Here is a 19,245-nt window from a genome sequence, read left to right as displayed (position 1 = left end):
TTTGTGAGTCCGAAGGGCTCGATCGAACGTGGACCGTCCGAGACACGGACTTCCATTATGCAACGGCCGCGGGGGTGTTCCGGACCATCGCCGGCCCCGGGGCGGACCCTATTCGGCGGGTTCGACCCACTCTTCCAGATAAACCCGCCACTGCGCGTCGTGCGCGGTGTCCAGCGGATAGAGCGCGGTGCCGACGTTCTCCCGGCGGTCCGCCCTGGTCAGGCCGATGCGCACCGCCTGCACCGCGGTCTCGGTGCTCTCCCCGCCGGAGGGCTCGCCCCACTCCCCGGCCGCGTCGGGGCCGTAGCCGGGCACGCCGAAGCGGAGCGCCGTCCCGGCCGATCCCTCGCGCTGCTCCAGCGCCGCGACCGCCTCCTCGACCTGGCGCACCATGTACCCGCCGTACATCGAGGACACCGGCATCCCGGAGCCGTGCCCGGGGACGACCACGATGTCGGCCCGCTCGGCGATCCGCCGCAGGTAGCCCTTGGACCAGTAGCGCTCGCCCCGGTCGATCGCGAAGTAGGGCACCCGCAGGCCGGGGACCAGCTCCACCGGGAGCGCCTGCACCGACAGCACCGAGTCCCCGCCGATCTCCTCGCGGACCGCGTCCAGCAGCCGCGGCATCGACGGGTCGTTCACCGACACCGGGCTGACGTCCAGGTGGACCCCGTCGAAGCCGGCCCCGGCCGCCTCGCCGGCGGCCGCGGCGACCCGGGCCCGCGCCTCCTCGTCGAACCGGTCCTCGACCAGCGAGGAGCCGTCGGCCCGGTGCCGGAGCCGGCCCAGCACCGCGGTCTCCGGCAGCTCCTCCTCCGCCCAGGCGAGGAAGTCCCGGGCCTCGGCGGAGCCGTACGCGCCCTGCACCGAGCCGTCCGCGCCGATCTCCCCGGCCTGCACGTACACCTCGGCGATCCCGCCCCGGGCGATCCGGTCGCGCAGCTCCGCGCGGTCCGCCGCGCTCCGCTCCCCGGAGAGCCAGGAGGCGCTCAGCCAGGCCCCGTTCTCACCGCCGGAGGCCGCCCAGGCCGCGGGTTCGCCGGAGAACCGCATGCCGAGCAGCGCTCCCGCGGCCACCGCGACGACCAGTACCGCCGCACATGCGGCCAGTACGCGCTTCAGCAGCCACTTCACCGGTGTCTCCCGCCCTTCGGCCGTGCCATAGCCTGATAGCGGACGCCCGCCCGCCGGATACCGCCGGCCGCCCGCCCGGGCGCCCGGTCCCGGGGGACATGGGATCATGAAGGACAGTGCCCGCGCATCAGTGCACGGTGCCGCCCCGCGGCGGCCGGGAGCACGGGCGGGGGCGGAAGCCGACGACGTGAACGGAGCACGGTGGCACAGCCGAAGCGGACCGATCCCGCGCTGATCCGCAACTTCTGCATCATCGCGCACATCGACCATGGCAAGTCGACGCTGGCCGACCGCATGCTCCAGTTGTCCGGCATCGTCGAGGACCGGCAGATGCGCGCCCAGTACCTCGACCGGATGGACATCGAGCGCGAGCGGGGCATCACCATCAAGTCCCAGGCGGTGCGCCTGCCGTTCACCGCCCTGGACGACACCGAGTACGTGCTGAACCTGATCGACACCCCCGGGCACGTCGACTTCAGCTACGAGGTGTCCCGGTCGCTCGCCGCCTGCGAGGGCGCGATCCTGCTGGTCGACGCGGCGCAGGGGATCGAGGCCCAGACGCTGGCCAACCTGTACATGGCGCTCGACAACGACCTCGCCATCATCCCGGTGCTGAACAAGATCGACCTGCCCGCGGCCCAGCCGGAGAAGTACGCCGAGGAGCTGGCCGGCATCATCGGCTGCGAGCCGGGCGACGTGCTCAAGGTCAGCGCCAAGACCGGCGAGGGCGTCGAAGAGCTGCTGAACGAGCTGGTCCGGCAGGTCCCGCCGCCGGTCGGGGACGCCGACGCCCCGGCCCGGGCGATGATCTTCGACTCGGTCTACGACACCTACCGCGGCGTGGTCACCTACGTCCGGGTGGTCGACGGCCACCTCGGCACCCGCGAGCGGATCGAGATGATGTCCACCGGCGCCACCCACGAGTCGCTGGAGGTCGGGGTCATCTCCCCGGAGCCGACCAAGGTGGCGGGCCTGGGCGTGGGCGAAGTGGGCTACCTGATCACCGGGGTGAAGGACGTCCGGCAGTCCCGGGTCGGCGACACCGTCACCTCGGCCTCGGGCGGCGCCACCGAGATGCTCTCCGGCTACCAGGACCCCAAGCCGATGGTGTTCTCCGGGCTCTACCCGATCGAGGGGACCGACTACCCGGTCCTCCGCGACGCCCTGGAGAAGCTGCAGCTCAACGACGCGGCGCTGGTCTTCGAACCGGAGACCTCCGCGGCGCTGGGCTTCGGCTTCCGGTGCGGCTTCCTCGGCCTGCTGCACCTGGAGATCACCCGGGCCCGGCTGGAGCGCGAGTTCGACCTGGCGCTCATCTCCACCGCCCCCAACGTGGTCTACCAGGTGGTCATGGAGGACGGCGCCGAGCACGTGGTGACCAACCCCAGCGAGTTCCCGGAGGGCAAGATCGACCGGGTCTTCGAGCCGGTGGTCAAGGCCACGCTGCTCTCCCCGGCGGACTTCGTCGGCCCGATCATGGAGCTGTGCCAGGCCCGGCGGGGCAGCCTGCTCGGCATGGACTACCTCTCCGAGGACCGGGTGGAGATGCGCTACACCCTGCCGCTGGCCGAGATCGTCTTCGACTTCTTCGACCAGCTCAAGTCGCGCACCAAGGGGTACGCCTCGCTGGACTACGAGCCCACCGGCGACCAGGCCTCCGACCTGGTCAAGGTCGACATCCTGCTGCAGGGCGAGCCGGTCGACGCGTTCTCCGCGATCGTGCACCGGGACAACGCCTACTCCTACGGCGTGGAGATGACCAAGAAGCTGCGCGAGCTCATCCCGCGGCAGCAGTACGAGGTGCCGGTGCAGGCGGCCATCGGCTCCCGGGTGATCGCCCGGGAGAACATCCGCGCCATCCGCAAGGACGTGCTCTCCAAGTGCTACGGCGGCGACATCAGCCGCAAGCGCAAGCTGCTGGAGAAGCAGAAGGAGGGCAAGAAGCGGATGAAGATGGTCGGCCGGGTGGAGGTCCCGCAGGAGGCGTTCATCTCGGCGCTGTCCACCGGCGGGGACGCCAAGGAGGACGCGAAGAAGAAGTAGGGGCGCCCCCTCCGGGGAGGGCCCCTCCCCGCCGCCCGGCCCCGGCCGGGCGGCGGGCGGTCTCAGACGGCCGTTCCGGCCGGGTCCGCGGTGCGCGCGGACGCGGGCGGGGCGGCCGTCGACGCGCGCACCACCAGCTCCGGGTCGAAGAGGTACTCGTCGTGCGAGACCTCGTGGCCGTTGATGGCGTCGGTGAGCGCGCGCACCGAGGCGTGCGCCATGGCCTTGACCGGCTGGCGGACGGTGGTCAGCGGCGGGTCGGTGAACGCGATCAGCGCCGAGTCGTCGAAGCCGACCGCGGAGAAGTCGCCGGGCACGGCGAGCCCGCGCTGCCGGGCGGCGCGGATCGCGCCCAGCGCCATCAGGTCGGAGCCGCACACCATGGCGGTGGCGCCGGCGCGCAGCAGCCGGACCGCCGCGGCGTAGCCGCCCTCCACCCCGTACTGGGAGAGGGCGACCAGGCCCTCGGGATCGAGCCCGTGCCGCTCCATCGCGGCGAGGTAGCCGGCCCGGCGGCGCTGCACCGGGACGAACCGCTCCGGGCCGCTGGCGAAGCCGATCCGGGTGTGCCCGAGCGCGGCCAGGTGGTCCACGGCCAGCCGCGCGGCGACCCGCTCGTCGCAGGAGACGAAGGCCGCGCCGATGCCCTCGGCGTAGCCGTTCACCAGCACGATGGGCAGCCCGCGGGAGACCAGCCGGCGGTACCGGTCGTGGTCGGCGGTGGTGTCGGCGTGCAGGCCGGAGACGAAGACGATGCCGGCGACGTTGCGCTCCAGGAGCATCTCCACGTACTCGTCCTCGGTGTTGCCGCCGGGGGACTGGGTGCCCAGGACCGGGGTGTAGCCGTGCTGGCCCAGCGCCTTCTCCGCCTCCTGGGCGAACATCGGGAACACCGGGTTGTCCAGTTCCGGGACGACCATGCCGACCAGCCCCGCCGAGCGCTTGCGCAGCCGCGCGGGCCGCTCGTAGCCCAGGACGTCCAGCGCGGTGAGGACGGCCCTGCGGGTCTCGGCTCCGACCCCGGGCTTGTCGTTGAGGACGCGGGACACCGTGGCCTCGCTGACGCCGGCGTGCCGGGCGATGTCCGTGAGTCGTGGAGCCATGGGCAGCACTCTAATGCAGAAGCCCCTTCGCCCGAACGCAAGGGATCGGTAAGCTTGCGCAAGATCTTTCGCGAGTTCGGCCGAACCATGGAGGTACCCCCGCATGCCCGAGCGCAAGTGGTGGCAGGACGCCGTCATCTACCAGGTCTACGTGCGCAGCTTCGCCGACTCCGACGGGGACGGCGACGGAGACCTGGCCGGTGCCGCGGACCGCCTCGGCGAACTGGCCGCACTGGGGGTGGACGCGGTCTGGCTCACCCCCTTCTACGTGTCGCCGATGGCCGACGGCGGGTACGACGTGGCCGACTACCGCGACGTCGACCCGCGGTTCGGCACGCTGAAGGACTTCGACGCCCTGCTGGAGAAGGCGCACCGGCTCGGCCTCAAGGTGATCATCGACATCGTCCCCAACCACACCTCCTCCGAGCACCGCTGGTTCGCCGAGGCGGTGGCCGCCGGACCGGGGTCGCCGGAGCGGTCCCGCTACGTGTTCCGGCCGGGCCGGGGACCCGGGGGAGCGGAGCCGCCGAACAACTGGCGGTCGATCTTCGGCGGCCCGGCCTGGACCCGGCTGGAGCGGCCGGACGGCACCCCCGAGGAGTGGTACCTGCACCTGTTCGCACCCGAGCAGCCGGACCTGGACTGGACCGATGAGGAGGTGCGCGAGGAGTTCGACGCGGTGCTCCGGTTCTGGCTGGACCGCGGGGTGGACGGGTTCCGGATCGACGTCGCGCACGGCATGGCCAAGGACCCGGACCTGCCCGACATCGCCGAGGACGCCCGGCCCGACCTGCTGGACGGGAGCACCCGGCTGCCCTACTTCGACCAGGACGGCGTGCACGAGATCCACCGCAGGTGGCGCGCGCTGGTCGAGGCGTACGGCGGGGAGCGGGCGCTGGTCGCCGAGGCGTGGGTGGAGGACGCCGAGCGGGTCGCCCGCTACCTGCGCCCGGACGAGCTGCACCAGGCGTTCAACTTCGAGTACCTCTCGGCCGGCTGGGACCCGGAGGCGCTGGCCCGGGTGATCGACGGTTCGCTGGCGGCCAACACCGCGGTCGGCGCCCCCACCACCTGGGTGCTCTCCAACCACGACGTGGTGCGGCACCGGACCCGCTTCGGCGGTCCGGACGGCGGGCTCCGCCGGGCGCGGGCGGCGGCCCTGCTCACCCTCGGCCTGCCCGGCTCGGCCTACCTCTACCAGGGCGAGGAACTGGGCCTGCCGGAGGTCTCCGACCTTCCGGAGGAGGTGCTGCAGGACCCGACCTGGGAGCGGTCCGGGCGCACCGAGCGCGGCCGGGACGGCTGCAGGGTGCCGCTGCCCTGGGAGGGCGGCCGGGAGCCGTACGGCTTCGGCCCGGACGGCTCCAGCCCGTGGCTGCCGGCGCCCGCGGCCTGGGCCGGCCTGGGCCGCGCGGCCCAGCGCGAGGACCCCGGATCGGTCCTCGCGCTCTACACCGAGGCGCTGCGGATCCGCCGCGAGGTGACGGGCAGGGCGCCGGCCATGGACGGGCTGGAGTGGCAGGGCGCCCCGGAGGGCGTGCTCCGGTTCCGCCGCGGCGCGGGCTTCGGCTGCGCGGTGAACCTCTCGGCGGAGGAGGCCGAGCTGACCGGGGTGGACCGGGTCCTGCTGGCCAGCGGTGACCTGGAGGAGCGCGGCGGCGCGGTGCTGCTGCCGCCGGACACGGCGCTCTGGTTCGTCCCGGAGGCCGGGCGGGGCTAGCGGTCCGCGGGGGCCGCGGCGGTGGGGAGGACGCGGACGCGGGGGCGCGCCGCGCCCCCGCCTTCGCGTGTCCGGAGGGTGCGGCGGGGCGGTCCGCGGCCCGCCGGGCCGCGGTGCCGTTTCCGGATCGTGACGCCACGGCGTTGCAATTTCTTTCAAATCTTGCGGAAACTTGCTAGCGTCACTTCACCGCAAAAAGCGACGACCGTGCGATTTCGGGGGGATTCGCGCGGCGGTGCCCTTGACAAGGGAGAGCCATGAGACTGCGAACCCCCGGAACGACCCCCTCCGCGCCCCTCCGGCGCGCCGGAGCCCCGGCCGGCGCCGCGGCCCTGCTGCTGGCGGCCGCCGCCTGCGGCGGAGGCGGCGGAGGGGAGACCGCCGCCCAGGGGAGCCTGACCATCTGGTCCGACCCGGAGCGCGCCGAGGTCCTGGAGCCCTTCGCGATGGAGTTCGGCGAGGCCAACGGGGTCGAGGTGAAGGTCGAGGCGCTGCCCGCCGACGCCCTGCAGGGCGACTTCGTCACCGCGCACGAGGCCGGATCCGGCCCCGACATCGTGGTCGGCGCGCACGACTGGATCGGCAACCTGGTGCAGAACGGCGCGATCGACCCGGTGCGGCTGCCCGAGGGCGCCGAGGCCGACTACGACCCGGCCGCCATCGGCGCGGTCACCTACCAGGACCAGGTCTACGGCGTGCCGTACGCGATGGAGTCGCTGCTGCTGCTCCGCAACACCGAGCTGGCCCCGGAGGCCCCCGCCACCATGGAGGAGCTGGTGGAGACCGGCAAGGCGCTGCGGGAGGACGGGAAGGCGAAGGAGGCGCTGGCCCTCCAGGTCGGCCAGACCGGCGACCCCTTCCACCTGCAGCCGCTGTACACCTCGGCCGGCGGGTACCTGTTCGGCACCGACGACGCCGGCGACCCCGACCCCGCCGACCTGGGGGTGGGCACCGACGCCTCGGTCGAGGCGATGGAGCGGATCGCCGAGCTCGGCGAGGAGGGCGAGGGGGTGCTGAAGCGCTCCATCGACGCGGACAACGCCACCTCCCTCTTCGAGGGCGGCGACGTCCCCTACTACGTCACCGGCCCGTGGTCGCTGGCCGGCGCCGAGGACGCCGGGATCGACTACGCGGTCTCCCCGGTGCCCGGCTTCGAGGGCGCCGAGGAGGCCGCGCCCTTCCTCGGCGTGCAGGCCTTCTTCGTCGCCGCCGGGGGCGAGAACAAGGTGCTCGCCGAGGAGTTCGCGGTCAACGGCGTCGGCGCCCCAGAGCTGGCCTCGGCGCTCTACGAGGCCGACCCGCGGCCCCCGGCGCTGATCGAGGTCTCCGAGGCCTACCAGGAGTCCGACCCCGACCTGGCGGCGATGCGCGAGGCGGCGGAGAACGCCGTCCCGATGCCGGTCATCCCGGAGATGAGCGCCGTGTGGGACCCGTTCGGCAAGGCCCAGGCCGCGGTCATCGGCGGCGAGGACCCCGCATCGGCGGTGGCCGCCGCCGAGAAGGCCGTCTCCGAGCAGATCGGCTGACCGGTGGCGACGGAGAAGACGCCCCCGCCGCTGCCCGGCGGGGGCCTGGCACCGCGCGGCCCGCTCGGCGGCCACCTGGCCAAGGCCGCGATGCTGGCGCTGTCGTCCGGCATCGCCGCCTGGGCGGCCTGGCCGCTGTACGAGGCCCGGAACTGGATCGGCCTGGGCCTGGCCGCCGCCGTCACCGGCGCCGTCTGGTGGGTCTACCTGTCCGAGCGCCGGGTGCCCGCCAAGTACCTGCTGCCGGGCCTGCTGCTGCTGACCGCCTTCCAGGTGGTCCCGGTGGTGTACACCGTGGCCACCTCGGCGACCAACCACGGCGACGGCCACCGCGGCACCAAGGAGGAGGCGATCGCCCGGATCGAGGCCTCCTCGGTCACCCGGACCGCAGACGGGCGCGAGTTCGCCCTCACCATCGCGGCCGAGGGCGACTCCCCCTCCGGCGAGCTGGTCTTCCTGCTGGCCGGGGAGGACGGCGCGGTCTACGCCGGCGACGCCGGGGGACTGACCCCGCTGCCGGGGGCGCGCACCGGACCGACCGGCCGGGTGCTGGACGCGGACGGCTACACCCCGCTGACCGCCGCCCAGGCCAACGGGCGCGGCGCGGAGGTCGCCGGACTCGCGGTGCCGACCGGCGACGGCGCGGGCATCCGCGCCCAGGGGCTCTCCGCCGCCTACGAGGGGCGCGCGGCCCGGGTCTACGGCGCCGGCTGCGACTGCGTCACCGACTCCGAGACCGGGACCGTCTACACCGCCGACGACGGGCGCGGGGTGTTCGCCGCCGAGGGCGGCGAGCGGCTCTCCCAGGGGTGGCGGGTCGGCGTCGGCGCGGACAACTACGCGCGGATCGCCGCCGACCCCGGCATCGCCTCGGCGTTCCTCTCCATCCTCGGCTGGAACACCGCGTTCGCCGCCGGCACCACGCTGGGCGTCTTCGTGCTCGGCCTGGCCGTCGCACTGGCCCTGCACACCCCGGACCGGCTGCGCGGGCGCACCCTGTACCGGCTGCTGCTGGTCCTGCCCTACGCGATGCCGGCGTTCGCCATGATGCTGCTCTGGCGGGACATGTTCAACGCCGACTTCGGGCTGGTCAACCGGGTGCTCGGCACCGAAGTCGACTGGCTGGGCGGCACCGGGACCGCCCGCGCGGTCGCGCTCACCGTCAACATCTGGCTGGGCTTCCCCTACATGTTCCTGATCTGCACCGGGGCGCTGCAGGCCATCCCGCGCGAGCTGGTGCAGGCGGCGCGGCTCGACGGGGCCGGCGCCCGGCAGGCGTTCCGCCACGTCACCCTGCCCCTGCTGATGGTGGCGGTGGCGCCGGTGTTGATCGCGACGTTCGCGTTCAACTTTAACAACTTTAATGCGATCTGGCTGACCACCGAGGGCGGGCCGTTCCCGCCGGACAGCCCGACGGCCGGCTCCACCGACCTGCTGATCACCTACACCTACCGGCTGGCCTTCGGCGGGCAGGGCGCCGAGTACGGCTACGCCGCGGCGGTGTCGGTGCTCATCTTCCTCATCGTCACCCTGATCTCCTACGCCGGCCTGCGCAAGAGCGCCTCCCTGGAAGAGGTGAACCGCTGATGGCGGCCACCGCCCGCCCCGCCCGCCCCTCCCGGCGCACCCTGGACCGGCTCTGGCGGCACGCGCTGCTCCTCGCGGTGACCGCGTTCGCCCTCTTCCCGATCCTGTTCGTGGTCTCCGCGGCGCTCGACCCGCTGGGCACGCTGAGCGGCTCGCAGCCGCTGCCGGTGCGGGTCGGCCCGGACAACTTCGTGCGCCTGCTCACCGAGACCGGCTACCCGCGCTGGTACCTCAACTCGCTGCTGCTGGCGGTCTGCAACGCGGCGGCCACGGTGCTGCTCTCCGCGCTGGCGGCCTACGCGTTCAGCAGGTTCCGGTTCGCCGGCCGCCGGGCGGGCCTCTACGGGCTGCTCGTCATCCAGATGTTCCCGCAGTTCCTCGCGATCGTCGCGATCTACCTGATGTTCTCCGCCGTCACCGAGCTGCGCCCGGAGATCGGCTTCGACACCCACTGGGGGCTGCTCCTGGTCTACCTGGGCGGCGCGCTGAGCATCAACACCTGGCTGATGAAGGGCTTCTTCGACACGGTCCCGGCCGAACTGGACGAGGCGGCCCGGGTGGACGGCGCCTCGCACGCCCAGCTGTTCTTCCGGATCCTGCTGCCGCTGGTGGCCCCGGTGCTGGCCATCGTGGGGCTGCTCGTCTTCATCTCCACCGTCAACGAGTTCATCATGGCCAGCGTCTTCCTCCGGGACGGCGACTCCAAGACCGTCGCGCTCGGCCTGTACGCCATGGTCGCCGACCGGCGCGACGCCGACTTCGGGATGTTCGCCGCCGGGACCCTGCTGCTGGCCGCCCCGGTCCTGGCGGTCTTCTGGTACCTCCAGCGGCACATCGCCGAGGGGCTGACCTCGGGCGCCGTCAAGGGGTGAGCGGCCCGCGCCGGTCCCGGGCACCGGCGCGGATGGCGGAGACTGGAGGCATGCCTTCTGTAGTGCTCGACGGCGAGCCGGTCCCGGCCGACGGCGCCCTGCCCGCATCCGCCCTCGACGGGTTCGGGGACCGCCCCTTCGGGGTCTACGTGCACGTGCCGTTCTGCGTGACCCGGTGCGGCTACTGCGACTTCAACACCTACACCGCCGAGGAGCTGGTCTCCCGGGACGGATCGGCCACCGCGACCCGGGAGGGCTACGCCGCCCTCGCCGAGCAGGAGGTGCGGTTCGCCCGCAGGGCGCTCGGGCCGGCCGGGGCGCCGGTGCGCACCGTGTTCGTCGGCGGCGGCACCCCCACCCTGCTGCCCCCCGAGGACCTGGGCCGGGTGCTGCGCGCGATCGGCGAGGAGTTCGGCCTGGCGCCCGGCGCCGAGGTGACCACCGAGGCCAACCCGGAGACGGTGGACGCCGGCTACCTGGCGCGGCTGCGCGAGGCCGGCTTCACCCGGGTCTCCTTCGGCATGCAGAGCGCGCGGGAGCACGTGCTGAAGGTGCTGGAGCGCACGCACACCCCCGGGCGGCCGCAGAAGTGCGCGCAGTGGGCGCGCGAGGCCGGGTTCGAGCACGTCAACCTGGACCTCATCTACGGGGCGCCGGGGGAGACCGACGACGACTGGCGGGCCTCGCTGGAGGCGGCGCTGGAGGCCGGCCCGGACCACGTCTCGGCGTACTCGCTGATCGTGGAGGAGGGCACCCGGCTGGCCGCCCGGGTCCGCCGCGGCGAGCTGTCCCCCTGCGACGACGACGTGCTGGCCGACCGGTACCTGATCGCCGACGAGATGCTGGAGAAGGCCGGGCTGCGCGCCTACGAGGTGTCCAACTGGGCCCGCGGCGCCGCGGCGCGCAGCGCGCACAACCGGCTCTACTGGACCGGCGGGGACTGGTGGGGGGTCGGCCCCGGCGCGCACAGCCACGTCGGCGGGACCCGGTGGTGGAACGTCAAGCACCCGGCCGCCTACGCGGCCCGGCTGGCCGCGGGCGCCTCGCCCGGGCACGCCCGGGAGGTGCTCGGCGCCGAGGACCGGCGGTTCGAGCGGATCCTGCTGGAGCTGCGGATCGCCGAGGGCTGCCCGCTGGAGCTGCTGGACGGGTCCGGGCGGGCCGCCGCCGAGCGGGCGGTGGCCGAGGGGCTGCTGGACGCCGCCGCACACGCCGACGGCCGCGCCGTACTGACCCGGCGCGGCCGCCTGCTGGCCGATGCGGTGGTCCGCGACCTCACCTGAGCCGGGACCGGCGGCTCCGCGGCGGCCCCGGTGCGGGCGCCGCGGAGCCGCCCGTCACTTCGCGATCGGGATGCCCATCGGGTACTTGTACCACTCGCCCTGCTTGGCGGCGTTGTTCGCCTTGACGCCCAGCATGATCGCGACGACCAGGGTGATGATCCAGGTGAGGATGCCGATCAGGACGATCATCAGCAGCCCGTTGATGAACTGCAGGATCCCCATCAGCAGGTGGAAGTTGGCGGCCTGGCCGAGGTGGTGCTTGGCGAACGGCGAGGCGTCGCCCTTCACGAAGTACATGATGATCGGGATCAGCGGGATGATCGCGCCGCCGATGTGGCACAGCGCCACCGTGCCCTGCTCGTCGGGGCTCATCTGGCCGGGGCCCTGGCCGTAGCCGCCGCCCTGCTGCTGGTACTGCTGGTAGCCGCCCTGCTGCTGGTAGGGCTGGGGCAGCTGGCCGCCCTGCTGCGGGTACCCCTGCTGGGGGTAGCCGGGCTGGCCCTGCTGCGGGTATCCCTGCTGCGGATAGCCCTGCGGGGGGTGGCCCGGCTGCTGCGGGTAGCCGGGCTGGCCGCCGGAGGGGGCGCCGTAACCGGGCTGGCCGCCGTAGGGGCCGGGCTGAGGCGGGTAGGACATGGCTCGCTTCTCCTCGGAGCAACAACGGGTCGGGTCGGGGGAAGGGGGATGTACGCGCCTTCTCGGGTCACTTCAGCAGGCGCAGGGACACCGGATAGCGGTACCAACCCCCCTTGTTCGCGCGGACGGCGGCGAGGACCCCGAACACGATCGACAGGGCCCAGACCAGAGCGATCAGCACGGACCCGATCCAGGAGACCTCCGGTGCCACCAGGGCCAGCACGATGTAGACGATCCACGAGACCGCGTACGGGATCAAGAGGGTGAGCTGGAAATTCAGCGCCTCGGCCGCGTGCTGCCGGGTGAACGGGGAGCGGTCCTTCCGGCTGGAGAACACGACGAGCGGCGGCACCCAGCCCAGGCAGGCCACGAGGGACCCGGACAGGTGGGCGACCATCGCCCACACCGGGTCCTCGGCGGACGGCGCCGGGCCGCCGGGGGCCGGGGCCGCGCCCGGGGGCGGCAGCGGCGCCCCCTGCGGGGGAGCCCCGTAGGGCGCACCGGGCGGCGGGGCGTACCCCGGTGCGCCCTGGGGGGCCGGGGCGCCCTGCGGGTGCGGCGGCCGCTGCGGACCCGAGCCCGGCGGGACGCCGGGGGGCCGGTGGCCGGCGGGCTGCTGCGGACCGGGCTGCGGGGCCGGGGGCGGCGCGTACCCCGGCCGGCCGCCGGTGCCCGGTCCAGGCGCGCCGCCCTGGGCGGGCCCGGGCCCCTGCGGGGGCTGCTGGGGCTGTGGTTGGTTGGGCGGGGTCTCGCTCATCTCGTCCCTTGGCTTGCCGTTTCCATCGGCGGCGGCCGGGCCGGTTCCCGCGGCCGCCGCGGGCCGTCCGCGCGGTTGCGCCGTCCCGGCCCCTAATCTTCCACCACGTGGGGCGCGGTCACGAAGTCGATCAGTTCTTCGACGCGCCCGAGCAGTTCTGGTTCCAGGTCGGTGAAGGATCGCACGGATCCCAGGATCCGCCGCCACGCCTCCCCGGGTTCCTCGCGGCTCCCCAGGGCCCGCAGCACCCCCTCTTTCCAGGGGACGCCCCGCGGCACCTCGGGCCAGGCCCGGATGCCGAGCGCGGACGGCTTCACAGCCTGCCATACGTCGATGAACGGGTGGCCGGTCACTAGGACGTGGGGGGAGGAGACCCGCTCCGCGATCCGGCTCTCCTTGGAGCCGGGGACGAGGTGGTCGACCAGGACGCCGAGCCGGCGCTCCGGGCCCGGAGCGAACTCGGCGACGATCTCCGGCAGGCGGTCCACGCCCTCCAGGAACTCCACGGCCACGCCCTCCACGCGCAGGTCGTGGCCCCAGACCTTCTCCACCAGCTCGGCGTCGTGCGCGCCCTCGACGTAGATCCGGCTCTCCCGGGCGACCCGGGCCCGCGCCCCGCGGACCGCGATCGAGCCGGAGGCGCTCCGCAGCGGGCCGGACGGGGCGGCGGCCGCGGGCCGGACCGCGGTCACCACCGCTCCGTCCAGCAGGAACGCCGCCGGGGCCAGGTCGAAGACGCGGGTGGCGCCGTGCCGGTCCTCCAGGGTGACGGTGGACTTGTCCCAGCCGGTGACGGCGCCGCAGAACCCCTCGTCGGCGGTCTCCAGCACCAGCCCGGCCTCCAGCGGGACCTCGGCGACGGCGCCCTTGCGGGGCCGCCGCGGGTCGCCGGCGAGCACGTCGCCGCGGTATCTGTCGCTTCTCTTGGGCACGCGCCGGATTGTAGTGCCGGGGGCGGCCGCGGAGCCCGAACCGGGTCAGTACGGCGGGTGCCCGCGCTCGGCGAGCAGCCGCCGCCGGTGCCGGGAGCGCCCGGTGCGGGCGGTGATGATGAGGAACAGGCCGACCGCCAGGCCGGCGACCGGGAGCAGGAGCACCGCGCCCAGGCCGCCCAGCACGCCCGGTCCGGTCCCGGCGGCACCGCCGCCCGTGGTGACCGCGTAGGTCGCGGCCTCGTCCGAGCAGCCCAGGGTGTACGCGCCGGCGTCGGGCGGGGTGAAGGCCGCGACGCTCTCCCAGTACTGCTCCCCGTTCTGGACGCTGTGGCTCACCGCCGAGGGGGCGAGCGGCACGTCGACGCCCTCCGGGTCGACCACCGAGCAGGAGGCGGGGTCGGCGCCGGGGGCGTCGGCGTAGAGCGGCCAGGAGGAGCCGGCCTGCTCCGGGCCGACCTCGAAGGAGGTGCTCTCGCCCGGTCCGGCCCGGCCGGCGAAGTCCGGCGGCCGCGCGGCGATGACGACCCCGATCACCAGCCCGACCAGCCCGGCGATGCCGCCCAGCGCGATGGCGGCGCCGCCGATCCAGTACCGGGCGCGGCCGGGGCGGAGCTCGGAGGGGTCGATCCGGGGCGGAGTCGGACGGCCTCCCGCGGGGTGGTGGACCATGCCCGGATCATCCCGCCGCGTCCCGGTGAGGTACAACACCCGGAGAGCGGATCGGCCTGTACCGGCCGCCCCTGGCAACGCCCGGCCAGGAGCTTGACAAGGGCCGCTTTGCCAAGCGGCATAGAATTAGCACTTAAGACCACGGAGTGCCAGGAGGTGAGTGCGTGCTGAACGACCGGAAGCTCGCGGTCCTGCGCGCCATCGTCGAGGACTTCGTCTCCACGGACGAGCCCGTCGGATCGAAGGCGCTGGCCGATAGGCACTCACTGGGGGTATCCCCGGCCACCATCCGCAACGACATGGTCGCGCTGGAGGAGGAGGGGTACATCGCCCAGCCGCACACCAGCGCCGGCCGGATCCCCACGGACAAGGGCTACCGCCTCTTCGTGGACCGGCTGTCCACGGTCAAGCCGCTGTCCTCGCCCGAGCGCCGGGCGATCGAGACCTTCCTCGGCGGGGCCGTCGACCTGGACGAGATCGTCGCCCGCACGGTGCGGCTGCTCGCGCAGCTCACCCGGCAGGTGGCGATCGTGCAGTACCCCTCGCTCACCAGGTCGTCGGTGCAGCACGTGGAGCTGGTTCCGCTCGGCCCGCAGCGGGTCATGATGGTCCTCATCACCAACACCGGCAGGGTCGAGCAGCGGGTCATCGACGGTCTCGACCGGGTCTCCGAGGGCTCCGTCGAGCACCTGAGGCGCTCGCTCAACCAGGCCCTGGCCGGCAAGTGGCTGAACGAGGTCCCCGACGCGGTGGCCGACCTGCCCGAGACCCTCGATCCGCAGGATCGCCCGCTCGCGGCGTCGGTGCTGTCGGTCCTGCTGGAGAGCCTGGTCGAGCGGCACGAGGAGAAGGTGGTGATGAGCGGCACCGCCAATCTCGCGGGCATGGGATTCTCCGCTAGCCTGCGGGACGTACTCGAAGCGCTGGAAGAAAACGTGGTCCTCATCCGTTTGCTGGGGGAGGCGGGCGATCCCTCCATGCTCACGGTACGCATCGGTGCGGAGAACTCCCATGAGAGCCTGAGAAGCACCTCCATCGTGTCCGCCGGCTACGGAGTGGGCGACCAGACACTGGCCAAGCTCGGCGTCGTGGGACCGACACGAATGGACTATCCGGGAACGATGGGAGCGGTACGCGCGGTGGCTCGGTACGTCGGCTCGATACTAGCGGGGCAGTAGTAAGTGGCTAGAGACTATTACGAGATCCTCGGCGTGCGCCGGGACGCGTCCAAGGACGAGATCAAGAAGGCGTACCGCAGGCTCGCCCGGGAGCTGCATCCGGACGTGAACCCGGACCCTGAGACCCAGGAGCGCTTCAAGGAGGTGACCCAGGCCTACGAGGTCCTCTCCGACGACGAGAAGCGCCGCATGTTCGACCTGGGCGCCGACCCGTTCGCGCCCGGCGGCGGAGGGTTCGGACCGGGCGGCTTCGGCGCCGCGGGCTCCCCCTTCGACGACATCATGAACGCCTTCTTCGGCGGCCAGGCCCGCGCGCGGCGCAGCCCCCGGGAGCGGATGCGGCGCGGCCGCAGCATCAAGATCCGCATCGAACTGGACCTGGCCGAGGCCGCGTTCGGCGTGGCCAAGGACATCGCCTTCCCCACCGCGGTGCTCTGCGGCACCTGCCAGGGCGAGGGGACCGCCGCCGGCACCTCCCGCACCAGCTGCGGCATGTGCCACGGGCACGGCGAGATCATCCAGGAGCAGGAGTCGTTCCTCGGGAGGGTCCGCACCTCCCGGCCGTGCCCGCAGTGCAGCGGGATGGGCACGGTCATCACCGACCCCTGCGCCGACTGCGCCGGCGAGGGCCGGATCCGCGAGCGGGTCACCCGCAATGTGGAGATCCCGGCCGGCGTCGAGGACGGCACCCAGATCCAGCTGGCCGGCGAGGGCGAGATCGGCCCCAACGGCGGCCCGCGGGGCGACATCTTCCTGGAGATCGTCCAGCGACCGCACCCGGTCTTCGAGCGCCGCGGCGACGACTTGCACTGCACCATCACGGTGCCGATGACCGCCGCCGCGCTGGGCGCCTCCTTCACCTTCGAGACGCTGGACGGCACGGAGGAGATCGACCTCCGGCCGGGCACCGGCTCCGGGCACGTCATCACGCTGGCGGACAAGGGCGTCAAGCACCTCAACGGCGGCGGCCGCGGCGACCTGATGATCCAGGTGGACGTGGAGACCCCGGCCCGCCTGGACGAGGAGCAGGAGGCCCTGCTCCGCAAGTTCGCCGAGCTGCGCGGCGAGGACAAGCCCCCGGGCAAGTTCAGCCCGGGCCACGGCGGCCTGTTCTCCCGGCTGCGGGACGCCTTCGGCGCCCGCTGAGCCGGCGCCGGAACCCAGGGGATCCCCCGGCCCGAGGCCGGGCGGGTCCCCTCGGCGTCTCCGGCGCCCCGCTCCCCCCATCCCGCTTCCCATCTCCTCCCGGCTCCGCCCGGGACCGGCACGGAGGTTCCCGACACGATGACGGCTCCGGTCTTCCTCGCCGAGGAAGGTGCGCTCGACGGCGCGCGGGCGGTACTGCGCGGCCCGGAGGGGCGGCACGCGGCCACGGTCCGGCGGATCTCCGTCGGCGAGACCGTGCACCTGGTGGACGGGGCCGGCACCCGGGCCCGGTGCACGGTCGCCGAGGTCGGCAAGGACACCGTGGTCTGCGAGGTGCTGGAGCGGGGGACCGACCCCGAGCCGGCGCCGCGCATCACCGTGGTGCAGGCGCTGCCCAAGGGCGACCGGGGCGAGCTCGCGGTGGAGATGATGACCGAGGCCGGGGTGGACCGGATCGTGCCCTGGGCGGCGGAGCGCTGCGTGACCCGGTGGAAGCCGGAGCGCGCGGAGAAGGCCCTGGCCAAGTGGCGCGCCGCGGCCCGGGAGGCGGCCAAGCAGTCCCGCCGCAGCCGGGTCCCGGAGGTCACCGCGCCGGCCGGCACCGCCCGGGTGGCCGAACTGCTCGGCGGCGCCGCGCTCGGCGCGGTCCTGCACGAGGAGGCGGCCGAGCGGCTCTCCGCGCTGCCGCTCCCGGACGGGCTCTCCGGCCCCGGGGGCGGGGCCGTGCTGGTCGTCGGCCCCGAGGGCGGCGTCTCCCCGGACGAGCTGTCCGCCTTCGACGCGGCGGGCGCGGTGCGCGTGCTGCTCGGCCCCACGGTGCTGCGCACCTCCACCGCGGGCGTCGCGGCCCTCTCGGTCCTCCAGTCCCGCTGCGGCCGCTGGTGAGACCGGGGCGCTGACAGAGGGGCGGGCTTCCCGCCCGCAGGCCTCTCCCCGGCCCAGGCGGCCGCTCCGGCCGGAGCAGGGCCTCCCGCCGGGGTTCCCCGGTGCCCGGGGCGCCCGCTCCGGGCACCGGGGACGGAGGCGGGGCCGTCCGGGGCTACTCCACCGGGACGTCCGGCGGGGTGCCGGGGTCGGGCTTGCCGCCGCCCGGGTCGGGGGAGGGGGAGCCGTCGTCCCCGCCGTCGCCGGGCTCGGGGTTCCCGCCGCCGTCTCCGCCGCCGTCGTCACCGCCGGGGTCGGGGTTCTCGCCGGGGTGGCCGTCGCCCCCGCCGTCGGTGCCGCCGGAGCCCTCCTCCGGGTCGCACGCCGGGGCCTCCGGGGTGGACCGGTCCTGTTCGGCGCCGTCCCGGGAGGAGGCCGACGGGGACGGCTCGGTGCCGTCCGGCTCGGGCGTCACACAGGCGATCGAGGCGCCGCCGGACTCACCCTCGGAGGGGTCCTCGGAGCCGCCGGGGCGGTCCTCCTCCCCGCGGTCGGCCGGGTCCTCGGCGCCGGGCGACTCGCGGTCGGACTCCGGCCGGGTGTCGTCGTTGGCCTCGTGCTCGGAGACGGCCAGGTCGCGGGGGCCCTCCTGGTCCTGCTCGGCACGGGTGTCGAAGGAGGCGGGCAGCAGCTGGTCGCGGAACTGCGGGGTGCCCATCAGCACGGTCCCGGCGATCGCCGCGGCGGCGCCGACCGCGAGCGCGGGGCGCAGCCAGGGGAGGCCGAGCCAGCCGGTGCGCAGGCGCCGCTCGGTCCGCTCGCGGATCGCCGCGAGGGCTTCGGGGGAGGGCTCGACGGAGCCGGCCTCGGCGCGCAGTGCGGCGCGGAGGCGCTCTTCGATCCCCTCGTCGAACGGGTCGGTCATGTCGTCTGCTCCAGAACCGAGCGGAGAGCCGCGATGCCGCGGGCGGTATGGCTCTTGACGGCGCCCCGGCTGATCCCCATCGCGTTCGCGATCTGGGCCTCGGACAGGTCACCGTAGTATCGCAGCACGATGGCCTCGCGCTGCCGGGTGGGCAGCTTGCGGAGCGCCTCGATCACGGCGGCGCGCTCCAGCTCCCCCATGGCGCCGTGCTCGGCGCTCGGGGCGTCCGGCAGGGCCTTGGGGGCGTGCTTCTCCACGACGGCCCGGTGCCGCAGCACCGAGCGGGCCCGGTTGACCACCGACTGGCGCAGATAGGACAGCGCCTTGTTGGGGTCCCGCAGCCTGCGCCAGGCGCCGTGCATCGCAACGAACGCGTCCTGCACCACCTCTTCGGCGGTGGCGTGATCGCGCACGAGGAGCGCGGCCAGCCTGACGAGCGGCCGGTAGTGCTCGCTGTAGAGCTGCGTCACGGCCTGGTCGGCGTTCCACTCGATCGTCGTCGGCGCCGCGGTCCTTCCCGCGACCATGGTCTCCGTCACGTCGGTTTGACGCGCGCCCTTGTCGCCGGGTTTACGAAAGGGCATACCTGTTCTTCTCGTTGAGTCGTGTGGTAGGGCACATCCTCCGCGCCGCCGTGCCGCAGTCCCCGTCGAGCGGGAGCGGAGAAACCGGAAGGCACGGGCGATATCACGTGGAGCACACGATAGCCCGATACGGCGGTCATCGCCGGACGATTCAGGGATAAGGCTTCCCCGGCGGCGAGTTCCCCGAAACCCGCCCGTCCGGCACCGGCCGCCCCGGCCAGGGTCCACCGTAGAAGAGCCGGCGCGCGGGGGCGACCCGAACGGCCGATGTCGCCCGGCCCGG

17 protein-coding genes are annotated in these 19,245 nt (G+C 73.9%); 9 read left to right on the top strand and 8 right to left on the bottom strand.

The features are described from left to right. Positions 1–108: 108 nt before the first annotated feature. A complete protein-coding gene (locus J0910_RS23550) occupies positions 109–1,134 on the bottom strand; it encodes a hypothetical protein (protein WP_420160717.1) in 1,026 nt (341 codons plus the stop codon). A 201-nt stretch (positions 1,135–1,335) separates the two neighbouring features. Between J0910_RS23550 and lepA the strand changes: the two genes are divergently transcribed. Further along, positions 1,336–3,177 (top strand): translation elongation factor 4, encoded by a 1,842-nt coding sequence (lepA, locus tag J0910_RS23545; protein ID WP_420160716.1) that lies wholly within the window; start codon positions 1,336–1,338, stop codon positions 3,175–3,177. Positions 3,178–3,239: 62 nt separating this feature from the next. Here lepA and J0910_RS23540 read toward each other — a convergent pair whose 3' ends face one another. Beyond that, positions 3,240–4,280, bottom strand: a complete 1,041-nt coding sequence (locus J0910_RS23540; protein ID WP_420160715.1) for a LacI family DNA-binding transcriptional regulator — start codon at positions 4,278–4,280, stop codon at positions 3,240–3,242. A 103-nt stretch (positions 4,281–4,383) separates the two neighbouring features. Here J0910_RS23540 and J0910_RS23535 point away from each other — a divergent pair, with 103 nt between their 5' ends. The 5 genes from J0910_RS23535 (at position 4,384) to hemW (ending at position 11,268) form a co-directional block, all read left to right on the top strand. Then, positions 4,384–6,000 carry a glycoside hydrolase family 13 protein gene (locus tag J0910_RS23535; RefSeq protein WP_420160714.1) on the top strand — a complete coding sequence of 539 codons (1,617 nt, stop codon included), beginning with the start codon at positions 4,384–4,386 and terminating at the stop codon, positions 5,998–6,000. 257 nt (positions 6,001–6,257) lie between these two features. Then, a complete protein-coding gene (locus J0910_RS23530; protein WP_420160713.1) occupies positions 6,258–7,526 on the top strand; it encodes a sugar ABC transporter substrate-binding protein in 1,269 nt (422 codons plus the stop codon). Between the two features lie 3 nt (positions 7,527–7,529). Continuing rightward, positions 7,530–9,113, top strand: coding sequence for an ABC transporter permease subunit (locus J0910_RS23525; protein ID WP_420160712.1), 1,584 nt, complete (start codon positions 7,530–7,532; stop codon positions 9,111–9,113). Beyond that, complete coding sequence (locus J0910_RS23520; protein ID WP_420160711.1) at positions 9,113–9,985, top strand: sugar ABC transporter permease; 873 nt, start codon at positions 9,113–9,115, stop codon at positions 9,983–9,985. Before J0910_RS23525 ends, J0910_RS23520 begins: the two co-directional genes overlap by 1 nt. A 50-nt stretch (positions 9,986–10,035) precedes the next feature. Continuing rightward, entirely contained in the window at positions 10,036–11,268 is a 1,233-nt protein-coding gene (hemW, locus tag J0910_RS23515) for a radical SAM family heme chaperone HemW (RefSeq protein WP_420160710.1), read from the top strand. A gap of 54 nt (positions 11,269–11,322) precedes the next feature. Here the strand turns inward: hemW and J0910_RS23510 are convergent, their stop codons facing one another. The 4 genes from J0910_RS23510 to J0910_RS23495 form a co-directional block, all read right to left on the bottom strand. After that, positions 11,323–11,904: a DUF4870 domain-containing protein gene (locus J0910_RS23510; RefSeq protein ID WP_420160709.1), complete on the bottom strand. Its 582-nt coding sequence runs from the start codon at positions 11,902–11,904 to the stop codon at positions 11,323–11,325. Positions 11,905–11,971: 67 nt separating this feature from the next. Continuing rightward, the gene (locus J0910_RS23505; RefSeq protein WP_420160708.1) at positions 11,972–12,661 is read right to left on the bottom strand and encodes a DUF4870 domain-containing protein; all 690 of its coding nucleotides are present in this window, start codon (positions 12,659–12,661) and stop codon (positions 11,972–11,974) included. A gap of 92 nt (positions 12,662–12,753) precedes the next feature. Then, complete coding sequence (locus J0910_RS23500; RefSeq protein ID WP_420162067.1) at positions 12,754–13,560, bottom strand: DUF3097 domain-containing protein; 807 nt, start codon at positions 13,558–13,560, stop codon at positions 12,754–12,756. A gap of 78 nt (positions 13,561–13,638) precedes the next feature. After that, positions 13,639–14,265 carry a hypothetical protein gene (locus tag J0910_RS23495; protein WP_420160707.1) on the bottom strand — a complete coding sequence of 209 codons (627 nt, stop codon included), beginning with the start codon at positions 14,263–14,265 and terminating at the stop codon, positions 13,639–13,641. Between the two features lie 164 nt (positions 14,266–14,429). On the opposite strand from J0910_RS23495, the gene hrcA reads away from it, so the two are divergent. The 3 genes from hrcA to J0910_RS23480 all read left to right on the top strand — a co-directional run bounded on the left by hrcA (position 14,430) and on the right by J0910_RS23480 (position 17,474). Continuing rightward, on the top strand, positions 14,430–15,443 hold the full coding sequence (gene hrcA, locus J0910_RS23490) for a heat-inducible transcriptional repressor HrcA (RefSeq protein WP_420162066.1): 1,014 nt from the start codon (positions 14,430–14,432) through the stop codon (positions 15,441–15,443). 3 nt (positions 15,444–15,446) lie between these two features. Further along, positions 15,447–16,589 (top strand): molecular chaperone DnaJ, encoded by a 1,143-nt coding sequence (gene dnaJ / locus J0910_RS23485; protein ID WP_420160706.1) that lies wholly within the window; start codon positions 15,447–15,449, stop codon positions 16,587–16,589. Positions 16,590–16,727: 138 nt separating this feature from the next. Next, the gene (locus tag J0910_RS23480; RefSeq protein WP_420160705.1) at positions 16,728–17,474 is read left to right on the top strand and encodes a 16S rRNA (uracil(1498)-N(3))-methyltransferase; all 747 of its coding nucleotides are present in this window, start codon (positions 16,728–16,730) and stop codon (positions 17,472–17,474) included. A 154-nt stretch (positions 17,475–17,628) separates the two neighbouring features. Here J0910_RS23480 and J0910_RS23475 read toward each other — a convergent pair whose 3' ends face one another. Together J0910_RS23475 and J0910_RS23470 are read right to left on the bottom strand one after the other, a co-directional pair. Further along, on the bottom strand, positions 17,629–18,378 hold the full coding sequence (locus tag J0910_RS23475; RefSeq protein WP_420160704.1) for a hypothetical protein: 750 nt from the start codon (positions 18,376–18,378) through the stop codon (positions 17,629–17,631). After that, the gene (locus J0910_RS23470; RefSeq protein WP_017594620.1) at positions 18,375–18,905 is read right to left on the bottom strand and encodes a SigE family RNA polymerase sigma factor; all 531 of its coding nucleotides are present in this window, start codon (positions 18,903–18,905) and stop codon (positions 18,375–18,377) included. The genes J0910_RS23475 and J0910_RS23470 overlap by 4 nt, the downstream gene beginning before the upstream one ends. Positions 18,906–19,245 lie beyond the last annotated feature (340 nt).

It is taken from the genome of Nocardiopsis oceanisediminis, assembly GCF_048595525.1.
Lineage (GTDB): Bacteria > Actinomycetota > Actinomycetes > Streptosporangiales > Streptosporangiaceae > Nocardiopsis_A > Nocardiopsis_A oceanisediminis.
This window is presented reverse-complemented; position numbering and strand designations above follow the sequence as displayed.

Bases quoted from the DNA above. Each gene is read 5' to 3' on its own strand.
- J0910_RS23540 (WP_420160715.1), bottom strand. From the start codon at position 4,280: ATGGCTCCACGACTCACGGACATCGCCCGGCACGCCGGCGTCAGCGAG.
- J0910_RS23535 (WP_420160714.1), top strand. From the start codon at position 4,384: ATGCCCGAGCGCAAGTGGTGGCAGGACGCCGTCATCTACCAGGTCTAC.
- J0910_RS23530 (WP_420160713.1), top strand. From the start codon at position 6,258: ATGAGACTGCGAACCCCCGGAACGACCCCCTCCGCGCCCCTCCGGCGC.
- J0910_RS23520 (WP_420160711.1), top strand. From the start codon at position 9,113: ATGGCGGCCACCGCCCGCCCCGCCCGCCCCTCCCGGCGCACCCTGGAC.
- hemW (WP_420160710.1), top strand. From the start codon at position 10,036: ATGCCTTCTGTAGTGCTCGACGGCGAGCCGGTCCCGGCCGACGGCGCC.
- J0910_RS23510 (WP_420160709.1), bottom strand. From the start codon at position 11,904: ATGTCCTACCCGCCTCAGCCCGGCCCCTACGGCGGCCAGCCCGGTTAC.
- J0910_RS23505 (WP_420160708.1), bottom strand. From the start codon at position 12,661: ATGAGCGAGACCCCGCCCAACCAACCACAGCCCCAGCAGCCCCCGCAG.
- J0910_RS23495 (WP_420160707.1), bottom strand. From the start codon at position 14,265: ATGGTCCACCACCCCGCGGGAGGCCGTCCGACTCCGCCCCGGATCGAC.
- J0910_RS23480 (WP_420160705.1), top strand. From the start codon at position 16,728: ATGACGGCTCCGGTCTTCCTCGCCGAGGAAGGTGCGCTCGACGGCGCG.
- J0910_RS23475 (WP_420160704.1), bottom strand. From the start codon at position 18,378: ATGACCGACCCGTTCGACGAGGGGATCGAAGAGCGCCTCCGCGCCGCA.
- J0910_RS23470 (WP_017594620.1), bottom strand. From the start codon at position 18,905: ATGGTCGCGGGAAGGACCGCGGCGCCGACGACGATCGAGTGGAACGCC.